Source organism: Spirillospora sp. NPDC052242 (assembly GCF_040679555.1).
Classification (GTDB): domain Bacteria; phylum Actinomycetota; class Actinomycetes; order Streptosporangiales; family Streptosporangiaceae; genus Spirillospora.
The window spans coordinates 15,660-29,007 of the sequence record NZ_JBFAUZ010000043.1 but is presented as its reverse complement, the minus strand read 5'-3'; the positions used below and the strand labels follow the sequence as shown (position 1 = coordinate 29,007).

Annotated in this window: 10 protein-coding genes; 3 read left to right on the top strand and 7 right to left on the bottom strand. The window is 74.3% G+C overall.

What is annotated here, in order from left to right; genetic code table 11:
• The first annotated feature begins 314 nt into the window (after window positions 1–314).
• Genes AB0L25_RS29985 through AB0L25_RS29975 form a run of 3 tightly spaced genes read left to right on the top strand, consistent with a single transcriptional unit; the run spans window position 315 to window position 4,623 of the window.
• Window positions 315–2,177 carry an ABC transporter ATP-binding protein gene (locus tag AB0L25_RS29985; protein ID WP_500176080.1) on the top strand — a complete coding sequence of 621 codons (1,863 nt, stop codon included), beginning with the start codon at window positions 315–317 and terminating at the stop codon, window positions 2,175–2,177.
• Entirely contained in the window at window positions 2,174–3,919 is a 1,746-nt protein-coding gene (locus AB0L25_RS29980) for an ABC transporter ATP-binding protein (protein WP_500176079.1), read from the top strand. Before AB0L25_RS29985 ends, AB0L25_RS29980 begins: the two co-directional genes overlap by 4 nt.
• On the top strand, window positions 3,916–4,623 hold the full coding sequence (locus AB0L25_RS29975) for a TetR/AcrR family transcriptional regulator (RefSeq protein ID WP_500176078.1): 708 nt from the start codon (window positions 3,916–3,918) through the stop codon (window positions 4,621–4,623). The genes AB0L25_RS29980 and AB0L25_RS29975 overlap by 4 nt, the downstream gene beginning before the upstream one ends.
• Window positions 4,624–4,644: 21 nt before the next feature.
• On the opposite strand, the gene AB0L25_RS29970 is transcribed toward AB0L25_RS29975, so the two are convergent.
• From AB0L25_RS29970 to AB0L25_RS29940, 7 genes are all read right to left on the bottom strand, one after another.
• Complete coding sequence (locus tag AB0L25_RS29970) at window positions 4,645–5,403, bottom strand: TauD/TfdA family dioxygenase (protein ID WP_500176077.1); 759 nt, start codon at window positions 5,401–5,403, stop codon at window positions 4,645–4,647.
• A gap of 6 nt (window positions 5,404–5,409) precedes the next feature.
• The gene (locus AB0L25_RS29965) at window positions 5,410–6,639 is read right to left on the bottom strand and encodes an MFS transporter (RefSeq protein ID WP_500176076.1); all 1,230 of its coding nucleotides are present in this window, start codon (window positions 6,637–6,639) and stop codon (window positions 5,410–5,412) included.
• Window positions 6,640–6,805: 166 nt separating this feature from the next.
• Window positions 6,806–7,546: a phosphotransferase gene (locus AB0L25_RS29960; RefSeq protein WP_500176075.1), complete on the bottom strand. Its 741-nt coding sequence runs from the start codon at window positions 7,544–7,546 to the stop codon at window positions 6,806–6,808.
• Window positions 7,547–7,629: 83 nt separating this feature from the next.
• Complete coding sequence (locus tag AB0L25_RS29955) at window positions 7,630–8,886, bottom strand: NAD(P)/FAD-dependent oxidoreductase (RefSeq protein ID WP_500176074.1); 1,257 nt, start codon at window positions 8,884–8,886, stop codon at window positions 7,630–7,632.
• A complete protein-coding gene (locus AB0L25_RS29950; protein WP_500176073.1) occupies window positions 8,883–10,295 on the bottom strand; it encodes an NAD(P)/FAD-dependent oxidoreductase in 1,413 nt (470 codons plus the stop codon). The genes AB0L25_RS29955 and AB0L25_RS29950 overlap by 4 nt, the downstream gene beginning before the upstream one ends.
• The gene (locus AB0L25_RS29945) at window positions 10,292–11,725 is read right to left on the bottom strand and encodes an FGGY family carbohydrate kinase (RefSeq protein WP_500176072.1); all 1,434 of its coding nucleotides are present in this window, start codon (window positions 11,723–11,725) and stop codon (window positions 10,292–10,294) included. Before AB0L25_RS29945 ends, AB0L25_RS29950 begins: the two co-directional genes overlap by 4 nt.
• Window positions 11,722–13,284, bottom strand: coding sequence for an amino acid permease (locus tag AB0L25_RS29940; RefSeq protein WP_500176071.1), 1,563 nt, complete (start codon window positions 13,282–13,284; stop codon window positions 11,722–11,724). Before AB0L25_RS29940 ends, AB0L25_RS29945 begins: the two co-directional genes overlap by 4 nt.
• Between the last annotated feature and the right edge of the window lie 64 nt (window positions 13,285–13,348).

Below are 13,348 nucleotides of genomic sequence, written 5' to 3'. Positions count from 1 at the left end.
CCTTCGACCGCCGGCTCGACGGGTGCGGGCGGTCTCACCTGCGGTGAGGCCGCCCGCACCCGTGAGGGCGCCGTGCGCTGGGAGCCGACGCCCGAACAGTGTGCGCGCCCGCCGCCGTCCGCCCGGATTCGCGGTTCATCCCGCACCCACTTGTTAACGCCGTACGCATAGCATTAGGCTCACCTAAGTTCCACGCAACGATAATCGTTGCCAATCCCGGATCCGGCTCGGCGGACGTGCGTGCCGCGCACTCCGCCGTCGTCGGTTCGGGCGTACGCGACGTGCCCAACGGCACGGCTGGAAGGAGTCCGGTGATGCCGGCGACGGTCTCGACCAAGGCCCCCGACCGGGGCGCCGATCCCGCTGTTGCGTCCGCACCGGAGCAGGACACCGGGCCCGATCCGGGACGGGCGCTGCGGATCGTGGCGGAGCCGGTCCGGGGCCGGTTGACGGCCGCGATCGCGCTGGCGGGGGCGGCGGCCGTCGTCGGGGTGGCCGGATTCGCGTTGATCGCGCTGGCGTTGCAGGAGCTGTTGCGGCCGGAGCCGGACGGACGCACGGTGTTCTGGCTGCTCGGCGGCGCGCTGGCGGGGCTGCTGGGACGGTTCGGGCTCCGAGCGTGGTCGTTCCGCGTCTCCCACCTGGCGTCGTTCGCCCTGGAAGTCGAGCTGCGCGCCCGGCTGGCCGAGCAACTGGCGCGGATTCCGCTCGGCGAGGCGCAGCGGCTCGGTTCGGGACGGGCGAAGAAGGTGATGCACGACGACGTGCGCGCGCTGCACGCCGCCGTCGCCGACTCGGTGCCGCTGATCGGCTTCACCGTGGCGCAGCCGGTCGCCGCGCTGGTCGTGCTGGGCCTGCTGGACTGGCGGCTGCTGCTCGCCGTGCTCGCCCTCGTCCCGATCGTGATGGTCGGGATGCGGCTGGCGATGCGCGACTACGCCGAGACGCGCCGGGCCTTCGACGACGCCAACGAGGCGATCAACGCGGCCGTGGTGGAGTTCGTGCAGGGCATGCCCGTGGTGCGGACCTTCGACGACGGAACGTCGTCGTTCCGCCGCTTCGCCGCCCGGGTGCACGACTTCACCCGGGCCACCGCCGCCTGGCAGGACGAGAGCCGGGGCGCGATGATCTACTCGCGGGCGCTGATGGCCCCGCTCCCGGCGCTGGTGATCATCCTGGCCGTGGGCGTGTGGCTGACCGCCGCCGGCTCGATGTCGCCGGCGACGCTGGTGGCGGCCCTGCTCGTCGGCACGCTGCCGATCGAGGCGGTCGTCCCGCTGATGTGGCTGACCAACCACCTCAACGAGTCCAAGGCCGGGGCCGCGCGGATCGCCGGCGTCCTGGCGATGCCGCCGCTGCCCGAGCCCGCGCGTCCGGAACGCCCGGCGGACGGCTCCGTCCGGTTCCGCGGCGTCCGGTTCGCCTACGTGCCGGACGCGCGGCCGGCGCTGGACGGCGTCGACCTCGACATCCCGGCCGGGACGGTGTGCGCGCTGGTCGGCCCGTCCGGCTCGGGGAAGTCGACCGTCGCGCGGCTGATCCCCCGATTCTGGGACGTCGACGAGGGCGAGGTCCTGGTCGGCGGGGTCGACGTCCGGCGGATCCCCTCGGACGTCCTGCTGCGCCACGTGTCGATCGTCTTCCAGGACCCGTTCCTGGTCGCCGACACCGTCGCCGCAAACATCCGGCTCGCCCGTCCCGAGGCGGACGACGCCGAGGTCGAGGCGGCCGCACGGGCCGCGCAGGCCCACGACTTCATCGTCTCCGAACTGCCGGACGGCTACGAGACGGCGGTCGGGGAGCGCGGCGCCCGGCTGTCGGGCGGGCAGCGGCAGCGGATCACGATCGCCCGCGCCATGCTCGCCGAGGCGCCGATCGTCGTCCTGGACGAGGCGACGGCGTTCGCCGACCCGGAGAACGAGGCGGCCATCCAGGACGCCGTCGCCGAACTCACCCGCGGGCGCACGGTGGTGGTGATCGCGCACCGGCTGTCGACCGTGGTGGACGCCGACCAGATCGTCGTCCTGGACTCCGGCCGCGTCGCCGAACGCGGTGCCCACGAGGACCTGCTCGCCGCGGACGGCCGGTACGCCCGCCTGTGGGAGCACCACCAGCGCGCCCGGACCTGGGGCCTGGGCTCGACGAACGACTCGGAGGACGCGGCGGTGACGCGATGAGAAGGATCCTGCGCCTGATGCTGCTCGCCGCCGGCGGCCACCGGCGGGAGTACGTGCGGTGCCTGCAGTCGTCGCTTGCCGCCTCGCTCGTGCAGGCGGCGGCGTACGCGACGCTGATCCCGCTGCTGTACGAGCTGACCTGCCCGGACGTCGACGCGGGAGCCGCGTGGACCTGGTTCGGCGTGTTCACCGCCTGCTACGTCCTCGAGACCGTGCTGCGCCTCCACGAGCTGCGCTTCCAGTACTCCAAGTGGGCCGACGTGCTCGCCGAGGCGCGCCTCCGGCTCGGGGACAGGCTGCGCACCATGCCCCAGCGGGAACTGGAACGCCGCGCCGCGGGCGACCTCACCACCGTCGTGGGCGGCAACGTCGCCAACGCCACCATGGGCATCTCCACGCTCGGGCTGCTGTTCACGCAGCTGATCACGGTTCCGGCCGTCCTCGGCGTGGTCATCGTCGCGGTGGACCCGCGCCTCGGGCTGGTGCTGGCCGTCTCGGTCCCCTTCGCGGTGTTCTTCGTCCGGCGGCTGCAACGGGCCTCGGGCGCCGGCGTCCGGGAGGTCGACGCCGCCGATGCCGCGGCGGCCGACCGGATCGTCGAGTACGTCCAGGGCCTTCCGGTGCTCAAGGCCACCGGCCAGGCCGGCCGGCGGTCCCGGCGGCTGGCCGACGCGCTGACCGCGCAGGGCGCGGCGATGACCGCCACGCAGAACCGGACGACCTGGCCCGGCCTGCTCGCGTCCAGCGTGGTGCAGCTGTGCCTGGTCGCCGTGGTGGCGGTGGGCGCGGGCCTGGTCCTGGACGCGCGGCTGACGCCCGCCCTGCTGCTGGCGGTCGTCGCGGGCGCGGTCCGGTTCGCCGAGCCGCTCGCCACCGCCTCGTCCATGACGCAGGTCTTCGAGATCACCGACGCGGCGCTCGAGCGCGTCGGCGAGGTGCTCGACACCGAGCCCCTGCCGGTCGGCGACCCCGACGCCCGGATCGAGCGCTTCGACCTGTCCTTCGACGACGTCGCCTTCGGGTACGGCGGCGCCTCCGTGCTGCGCGGCGTGTCGTTCACCGCCCCCGAGCGCAGCCTCACCGCGCTCGTCGGGCCGTCCGGATCGGGCAAGACCACGATCACCCGGCTGCTCACCCGGTACGCCGACCCCGACTCCGGCGCCGTCCGGATCGGCGGCCACGACCTGCGCGCACTCGACCCCGCCGAGATCTACCGGCACGTCTCGGTCGTCTTCCAGGACGTCTACCTGTTCGACGACACCGTCCGCGCCAACATCGCGATGGGCCGCCCGGACGCCACCGACGAGGAGATCGAGGCGGCGGCCCGCGCGGCCAACGTCCACGAGTTCGTCGCCCGCCTCCCCGACGGCTACGACACCGGGGTCGGCGAGATCGGCGGGGCGCTGTCGGGCGGGGAGCGCCAGCGCATCTCCATCGCCCGCGCGATCCTCAAGGACGCCCCGATCGTCCTGCTGGACGAACCCACCGCCGCCCTCGACACCGAGAGCGAGGTCGCCGTCCAGAACGCCATCGACGCGCTCGTCGCCGACAAGACCGTCCTGGTCATAGCCCACCGCCTGACGACGGTCGCCGGAGCCGACCAGATCCTCGTCCTCGACGACGGCGCGATCTCCGAGCGCGGGACGCACGCGGAGCTGCTCGCCGCCGGCGGCCGCTACGCCGCGATGTGGGCCGCGCAGACCCGTGCGCGCCACTGGCGCGTGCCGTCCTCCGCCTCGTGAACGACGGGCCATCGGTAGGGTCGCAAGGGAGGAACAGCCCCGGCAGCGAAGGACCCGCCATCGCCACCCGCTCACCCCGCCGCCGCGTCGACGAGCAGCGGATCGTCGCACGCGCCCTGCGGCTGGCCCGCGAGGACGGCCTGCAGGCGGTGACGATGCGGCGCCTGGCCGAGGAACTCGGCACCGCCCCGATGACCCTGTACCGGCACATCCCCGACCGGCAGGCCCTGCTGGTGGCCATGCTCGACGAGGTCGCCCGCGGCATCGCGTTCCCGCCGCCCGCGGACGACCCCCGCGCCGAGATCACCGGCGTGCTCACCGCGATCCACGACGCCCTGCGCCGCGACGCCTGGGCCATCGGCCCGCTCGTCACCGAGAAGCTCGCAGGTCCCTCGATCGTCCCCGCCCTGGAGAGGACGTTCGCCGCCCTGCGTCGCGCCGGCCTCGCCCCGCGCGACAGCCGCGCCGCGTTCGCCCTGCTGTGGCACTACACCGTCGGGGAACTCCTCGACACCCACATGGACGATTCCGACGACAGCTTCGCCCGCCGGATGGTCCGCGACACCGACCCCGACGCCCACCCCGCGCTGGCCGCCATCGTGGCGAGCGTCCCCTCCGGGCCGCCGGACGACTGGTTCCCCGAGAACCTCCAGCGCGTGCTCGACGGCCTCCTCCCGCCGCCCGCCGGGCGCACGGCGGTCTGAACCGCGGATCGCTCCGGCGGGTCAGCGGGCGTCGGCGGTGAGCAGGGTCAGGATCTGGACGGAGCGGTCGCCGCGGTGCGGGTCGCGGCCGTGCCAGCAGCGGTAGTTGTCGAGCAGGAGGATGTCGCCCCGCTCCAGCCGCACGCGGGGCAGCGACGGCTCCGTCTCCCGCACCCGCCGGTCGAAGCGCGCGAGCATGGCGCGGACGTGCTCCTCGTCGGGGTCGCGGTGGAGCGGGACGGCGCCGTCGGTGCGCCGGACGATGCGCCGGCCGGTGCGGGTGTACTCGACGTGCCGGGCGACGCGCGGCGTGGCGGGCATGCCCCTGATGCCGGTCCACGCGCCGTACAGGTCGACGTCGGCTCCGGTGAGGAACTCCCACAGTTCGGGGTCGTCCGCGGCGCACTCGTCGACGAAGCGGTACGCGTCGGCGATGAAGGACGCGCCGCCCGCGTCGGCGGGCCGGACGCATTGGATCAGCACGTGGTCCTCGTCGGGGTGGCGCCGGCGCTCGGCGGCTCCGCCGGTGTCGACGACGATGTCGAAGCCGTCGGCGTGCAGGTGGACGGTCCCGCCGTCCGTGCCGCCGCGGCGGCGATGGGGGAACAGGCGGCGCAGCCGGTGACCGAGCACGAGCGCGGCGGCGACGGACAGATCCCCGGGATCGGTGCCGAAACCGGTGAGGACGACCGCGCCGTCGCGCTCCAGCGGGCCGCGCGCCTCGGCGGCGCGGTCCGCCGGGAGGCGGGCGGGGAGGATGCCGAGCGTGGCGGTGGGCATGGCGTCCTAACGGTTGGAGAAGTGGCGGGTGCCCGGGACCAGCGCGGCCAGCGCGGGCGCCAGGAAGCAGACGGCGGCGCAGGCGGCCAGCACCGGCCGGGGGCCGAAGGCGTCCATCGCGGGGGCGATGAGGACGAGCCCGAGCGGGGCCAGGCCGTAGGACAGCAGGAAGTCCAGCGACGAGACGCGGGCGAGCTTGTCCGGTTCGACCTCGCGCTGCGTGGCGGTGAACCACGGCACGTTGAACAGTTCGATGCCGATACCGGTCAGCACGTACGCGACGATGATCACCGACGGGTGGACCGGCAGCAGCAGGGCGAGCGGCGCGACGCCGTAGACCGCGAGCCCGGCCAGCGCGCTCCAGCCCTGGGGCCGGGGCCGCCACCGGGCGATGACGAGGGCGCCGATCAGCGCGCCCACGATGTAGGCCGTCGCGGCGCCCGCGAGCACCGCCTCGCCGCCGTACCGGTCGCGGCTGACCAGCGGCAGCGCCACCCCGGTCGCCGAGTAGCCGGTGGCGATGACGGCCGTCAGCGCCCCGAGCCCGGCCAGGAACCACGGGTGCCGGCGCGCCTCGGCGACGCCCTCGGCGAACTCCGCCGCGAATCCCCGGCGGTCCCGGCGGGCGCCGGGCGCGGCCCGTCCGCCCGGGGGCGCCAGCGCGGCCACCAGCCACAGCAGCCCGATGCCGACCAGCAGGCCGCGGGCGTCCAGGACCACGGCGAGGACGGCCGTCGCGGCGGGCGCGACGAGCGTGGTGACCCGCACCGCGAGGGTCATCGCGGCGTTGGCCCGCTGCCTTCGGGCGGCGTCGACGACCTCGGCGGTCAGCGCCTGGAACGCCGGACGGCACGCGCCCTGCCCGGCGCCCGACAGGGCCGCGGCGACGGCCATGAGCGCCACCGAGCGGCCCAGCCCCAGCGCGATCACCGGTGTGGCGACCGCGGACACGAGCCCGGCCCACAGGACCGTCTCGCGCCGCGACCGCCGGTCGGCGATCACCCCGCTGACCGGCACCGCCGCCAGGAACCCGACGGTCCGGGCCGCGAGCACGACGCCCAGCGCCGCGGGCGAGAGGGAGCGTTCCAGCACCGCCAGCCCGAGGACGAACGGCAGCGCCCAGGTGGCCAGCCCGGACGCGGTGTTGCCGGACCACAGCCGCAGGAACGCGACGTCCCGCAGCACCGGCCCGCCGCGCTCGTTAGCGCGGTGGGAGGCCGCGGGCGCCGTCGGCATCTCTGCCCCTCCTCGTCCGGCGGCGCCCGCAGAGAGCGCCCGACATTGGCGATGATTATGGTTATTGTTACCACAACGCCGTGCTCGCGGCGTCCTCCGCGCTCCGAGCCGGCTCGCGCCGGTCCCGGCTCGATGCGCAACGTGCTCAGCGGCGGCGATCGAGGGCCTATGGCAGCAAGCCGGACGTCAACGCGGCGCGGTGCCGCTCGACCCAGGCCCGGGCCGCCCGCACCTCGTCCACGACCCCGGCCTCACGGAGACGGACCATCGCGGGGTCGCCGGCGGCGGCAGCGGCCGCGATGCCCCGCTCGCAGCGGTCCTGCCACCACAAGATCGCATCGACCAGCGCGCCGCGGTCGACCGGCCCGTAGGCGTCGCAGACCAGCCGCATGCGCCGAGCCGCCTCCGCGACGTCGGTGATCCCGGGGCCCAGCCGCACGTACTGCCAGCACACGTGCGCGACGTCGTGGACACGCCGTCCGGGGGCGGCCAGGTCCCAGTCGATGAAGGCGACCGGGCGCAGCCCCGCACCCCGATCCCGGTACACGGTGTTCTTCGGGGACAGGTCGTTGTGGCAGACCACCTCTTCGCCGCCTGCCAGTGCCGTTCCGGCCGTCAGGTCGTGGAACTCCCGGACGAGTTCGGCGACCCGCGCCAGGCTCTCGTCACCGTCGACGCCGGGAGGCTGAACCGGCTCCCACGCCACATGACCGTCGACGAAGCCCAGCACCTCCCGCCCTTGCCCATCGATCCCCAGGAACCGCGGCGCCCCGTCCCACCCGGCCCGCTCCAGCAGCCCCAGGAGCCGATGGACGAACTCTGCACGGGCGGCGGGCCGCCGGCGCACCGTGTCACCCACACGGAAGGCGGCGTTCACGAACCCACCGGGCAGCGACGACTCGGACATGCGGCCATCCTGCCTGCTCGTCACCGCCTATTCGCCCTCGGGTACCGCCCGATGTTCTGCGGCGATCTACAATGTAAAGCCCGTCACCGGCGCAGCGAGATGTGGACGTCGCCGGCGTCCGGGCGGGCCGCGTCGAGCAACGCGCTGGGGATGCGGAACACCCGGCCCGGTGCCGCGGGCCAGGGCAGGCGCCGTTCGGCGATGGTGCGGCCGTTCTGGACGATCGTGACCCGGGGGAACGGCACGTACTCGTCCGTCCAGGCCAGCAGGCGCCCGCGGGCCGGGCCGCGATCGCCGGGACGGTACGTGGCGGGGGAGACCCACCGCAGCGGCGCGTCGGCGACGATCGGCACGCCGTCGCCCGGACGGGTGCGGCCGGCGAGGTGGTCGAGGACGGTGCGGGCCACGTGCGCGCCGTCGAGGGCCGCGATGTCCGCGGTGTCCACGGGGTGCAGCACGTTGCCCGCCGCGAAGACCCCCGGACGGCTGGTGCGCAGCGCATCGTCGACCGCCGGGCCGAGGGTGCCGGGGGAGAGCGCGAGTCCGGCGGAACGGGCCAGCTCGTTGTCGGGGATCCAGTCCCCGGTGAACACGACCGTGTCGCAGGGAACGTTCCACCGCCGGCCGCTGCCGACGTCCTCGATCTGCACGGCCTCGACGCGGCCCTTGCCGATGATCCGGGTGACGCGGGTACGGGTGCGCAGCGGCACGCGCAGCCCGGCGCGGCCCGCGAGGGGGAGCATCGCGTACGCCTCGCCGCGGGGGCGTTCCGTGGTCATCAGGACGGTCCGGCAGCCGGCCTCGCGGAGCGTCAGCACCGCCGACCAGCTGACGAGCTCGCTGCCGACGATGACGGCGCGGCGGCCCGGCCTGCGGTGGTGCAGGTGGACGAGGTTCTGCAGGTGGCCCGTGGTGTAGACGCCGTCCGGGCGGTCGCCGGGGATCAGCCGCGCGGTCCTGGGCCGTTCGCGGGCGCCCGTCGCCAGCACCACGGCGTCCGCGCGGACCTCGAACAGGCCGTCCGGCGCGGTGACCTCCAGGCCGCCGTCGGGGGACCAGCCGGTCACCATCGCGCCGGTGCGGATCTCGGCCCCCGCGCGTTCGGCTCCGCGGACCATGCGCCGCGCATACGCGGGGCCGGTCAGGACCCGGTGCAGGTCGCGGACGCCGAAGCCGGTGTGGCCGCAGTGCCGCGGGATGCCGCCGGCCTCCTGCTCGCGTTCCAGCACGAGGGTCCCGCCGGGGACGGCCTGGGCGAGTTCCCGGGCCGCCCGCAGCCCGGCGGGGCCGCCGCCGACGATGGCCACCGTGGGCGACAGCCGGGTGCGTGTCGTGCTCATCGTTCGCCTTCCTCGTCGGCGGTGCGCGCCCGCTCCAGCATCCCGGTGACGCTCGCGCCGCAGTAGAAGCCCTGGCAGCGCCCGTTCATGGCGCGGGTACGGCGGCGCAGGCCGTCCATGTCGCGCGGCGGGATCGTGCTCGCGAGCGCGTCCCGGATCTCGCCGCGGGTGACGCGTTCGCAGAAGCACACGACGGTGCCGTACGCGGGGTCGGCGGCGATGCGCTCGGCGTCGGCGTACGGGCGCGGGAACGCCTCGCCGATGTTGGGCATGCGCGGGGGGTCGGGGAGGTCGGTGCGTGCGCGCAGTTCCAGGCCCGCCTCGCCCAGCAGGTCCAGCAGGTGCTCGGCCACGGCCATGCCGGCCGTCAGGCCGGTGGACCGGATGCCGCCGGCGACCGCGTAGCGCTGCGCGGCGTCGACCTCGATGGTGTAGTCGGAGACGTCGCTGGCGGCCCGCAGTCCCGCGTACGTCGCGGTGACCTCCTCCTGGAGCAGGGACGGCATGATCCGCCGCCCGTGTCCGAGCAGGAACGCGTAGCCGTCCTCGGTCGTCGAGGTGTCGGTGCGGTCGGTCATGTCCTCGGCGGTGGGGCCGAGCATGACGTTGCCGTAGATCGTCGGGCTGATCAGGACGCCCTTGCCGAGCTTGGACGGCACGGGGAGCACGATCCTGTCCACCAGCGGGCGGGCCTGCTTGTCGTACACGAGCAGTTCGCCGCGCCGGGGGTGCAGGTGGAACCGGTCGTACCCGAACATGGCGTCGAGCACGTCGCCGCCGAGCCCGGCCGCGTTGACCACCCACCGTGTGCGCACGTCGCCGCGGTCGGTGTGCAGGACGGTCGCGTCCGGCCCGGGGGTGATGGACTCGACGCGGTGCGAGCGCAGCAGGCGGGCGCCGCGCCGGACCGCTTCGGTGGCCAGCGCGAGCGTGGTGGTCCAGGTGCAGATGATGGACTCGCCCGGGACCGTCAGGCCGCCGAGGGCGCCGGGGCCGAGCGAGGGGACCTGCCGGTACACCTCGTCCGGCCCGACGATCCCGGCCTCGGTGTAGCCGTTCTTCTCGGCCTTCTCCTTCAGGCCCGGCAGCGCGGCGAGCTGCTCGTCGTCCCAGGCCACCAGCAGCGCGCCGGTCGGCTCGTACGGGATGCCGGTGCGGTCGGCGTAGTCCTTGAGCAGGCGGTACCCCTCGGCGACGAGGCGCGCCTCCAGGGTGCCGGGGGTCGCGTCGAAACCCGTGTGCAGGATCGCCGTGTTGGCCTTGCTGGTGCCGTCGCCGACGTCGGCGCGGGCCTCCAGCAGGACGACGTCGAGCCGGTGGGCCGACAGCGCTCGCGCGATGGCCGAGCCCACGACCCCGGCTCCGATCACCGCGACGTCGGCGGTCGGTGCGGTCTGTGCTGTGGTCACTGCTTCTCCTTGCCGATCGCGGAGTTCTCGACGGCGGCCGTCCACCGGGCCCGGAACGCGGCCGCCTCGTCGGCGCCGATGCGCGGGGTGTAGCCGGTGGACGGCGTCCAGTCGACGATCGCGTCGGCCGTCGGCAGCGCCGGGTCCATGGCGCTGCGGGCGAACGCGACGGCGCCGAGCGCGGTCGCGTGTTCGGACGGGTACACCTCGACGCGGGCCTGCAGCAGGTCGGCGACGGCCTGCATCAGGACCCGGCTGCGGGTGAGACCGCCGTCGACGCGCAGCGTCGACAGCGCGGCCCCGGTGTCGCGGGCGGTGCAGTCGGCCAGCTCGGCGACCTGGGCGGCGATGCCGTCCAGCACCGCCTTGACCAGGTGGCCGGACGTGGTGGACAGCGTCATGCCGGTGAACGCGGCGGTGGCCTCCGGCGCCCACCACGGCGCCGACAGCCCGGCCAGCGCGGGCACGCACAGCACCCCGCCGGCGTCGGGCGCGGCGACCCGGTCGAGTTCCGGCGCGCCGTCCACCAGCCCGAGGTCCTGGAGCCAGCGCACCGCCGAGGCGGCGGTGGGGACCTGCCCGTCCAGGCAGTACGACGTCTCGCCGCGCACCCGCCAGGCCACCGAGGAGGCCAGTCCCGAGCCGGACCGCACCGGCTCGGTGCCCATGTTGGCCAGCAGGAACGCGCCGGTGCCGAAGGTGCACTTGGCCGAGCCCGGGGTCAGGCAGCGCTGGGCGAGCAGCGCCGCCTGCTGGTCCACGACGAGGCCGCCGACCGCGGCGGGCGCACCGAACGCGGTGGTCTCGCCGACGATCTCGTCGCAGGCCGCGATCCGCGGCAGTGCCTCGTCCGCCAGCCCGAACACCTCCAGCAGGTCCGAGCTCCACGCGCCGGTGTCCAGCTCGGTGATCAGCGACCGGGACGCCGTCGCCGCGTCGGTGACGAACTCGCCGGTGAGCCGATGCAGCAGCCAGGTGTCGGACGTGGTGACGACGCCGTCGCCGGTGAGGCGGTCCCGGATCCAGCGCATCTTCGGCGCGGAGAAGTACGGATCCAGCACCAGGCCGGTGCGGTGGCGCACCACTTCGGCCCATCCCTCGCGTTCGGCGCAGATCTGCGCGGACCGCCGGTCCTGCCACACGATCGCGGGGGTGAGCGGTTCACCGGACGCGGGATCCCAGGCGAGGACAGTCTCGCCCTGGTTGGCGAGCGTCACGCAGTCGACCGGCGCTCCCGCCTCCCGCACCGCGCGCCGTCCGGACTCCAGGACCGAGTCCAGGAGCTCGCGGGGATCCTGCTCGACCCCGCCGCCGGGCAGGTAGCGGGGCCGGACGGGCAGCTCCGCCACGCTGAGCACCCGGTCGGAGCCGTCGACCACCATCGCCTTGGTGCCGGACGTCCCCTGGTCGATGGCCAGGACGGTCGTCATGGCCGCTCCGCCGAGGCCGGGCCGGGCCGCGCCGGCGCGTCGTCGTCCAGGACCTTGTCGATGTCGTGGAGGTCCGGCATGGTGAGCCCCTTGGTGCCGTACCGGATCAGCAGGTACGCCAAGTAGACCGCACCGATCGCGGACATCACCGCGACGTACCGCCACGGCTCGGCGAAGGACGCGTCACGGAAGATCAGCAGTTCGTAGACCAGCCAGACGACGGCCAGCACCAGCACCGGGACCTCCCAGCGGCCGAGCCGGAAGCCGCGGGACGGCGGCAGGCTGCGGCGCTTGGCGATGTAGAGCGCCGTCGTCGCCGCGTAGATGATCGCCGGCAGCAGGGTCGCCGCGGAGAACAGCGAGAACAGCGCCTGGGTGGAGCGGGCGAACGTGGCGAGCAGGATCTGCGCGATCACGAACACCAGTACGGCGGCGTTCATCGGCGTACCGGTCGTGCCGTTGATGCGGCGCAGCAGCTGCCAGCCGGGGAAGCGCTTGTCCCGCGACATCGCCCAGACCAGCCGGGTGCCGCTGAGCAGGATCACCAGGCCGCAGGAGAAGATCGAGATCACCACGAGGACCAGCAGGCCCTTGCCGACGTACGAGCCGAGCACCCGCGCGATCACGTCGGCGACCGGGGTGTCGGACTTCGCCAGCGCCGCGGGGTCCTCGGCGAGCGCCGTCACCGCGATCAGGAACAGCATGCCGAGGACGCCGAGGCCGACCACGGCGCGGGCCATCGCCCTGGGCACCACGCGCGCCGGGTCCTTGGTCTCCTCGGCCAGGTTCGCCGCGGACTCGAAACCGACGATGGTGAACGCGCCGAGCAGGAAGCCCAGCGCCCACGGGCCCACCGACGTCGCCCCGCCCAGGGAGAAGTAGCCCTCGGCCGGGACGTCGCCGCGGCTGAACAGCGTCCCGAAGTCCAGCTGGCCGGTGGCGGCGCCGACGGCGAACAGCAGCACGGTCAGCCCCACCATGCCGATCAGCTGGATGGTGACCGCGACGGTGTTGACCCGCTGCGTCGCCCGGGTCGAGAGGGCGACCAGGATCGCCTGCAGGAGCACGACCACGCCGGTGATCACCCAGGCGTTCTGGTTGGTGCCCTCGTACTGGAACAGGACCGGCAGGATCGTCGCGGCGATCGTGTAGTCGACGGCGACGACCACCACCGCGAGGAACATGAAGGAGACCCAGCCCATGATCCAGCCCAGCACCGGGTTGGCCAGCCGCGACGTCCACTGGTAGGCGTAGCCGCTGACCGGGATGCGGGCGGCGAGCGAACCGAAGATCAGGGCGACGCACAGCTGGCCGACGACCACCACCGGCCACGTCCAGATGCCCATCGGGCCGGACGACTGCAGCACCGAGCCGTACGCGGTGAAGATGCCGGTCGCGATCGACACGAACCCGAACGCCACCGCGAACGAGGCGTACCAGCCCAGTTCCCGCTTGACCTCCTGCTGGTACCCGAATTCTGAGAGGCCCTCGCCGGACGGTCTCCCGCCGGCGGCCGGTCCCCCCGCCGCGCTGCGCGGCGACGTGGAAGAATCGGACATCGGTCGTCTCCTTGCGTGTTCTGTGAGGGGGTTGGCGATCGGGCCGGGCGACGTGGCAGCGTCG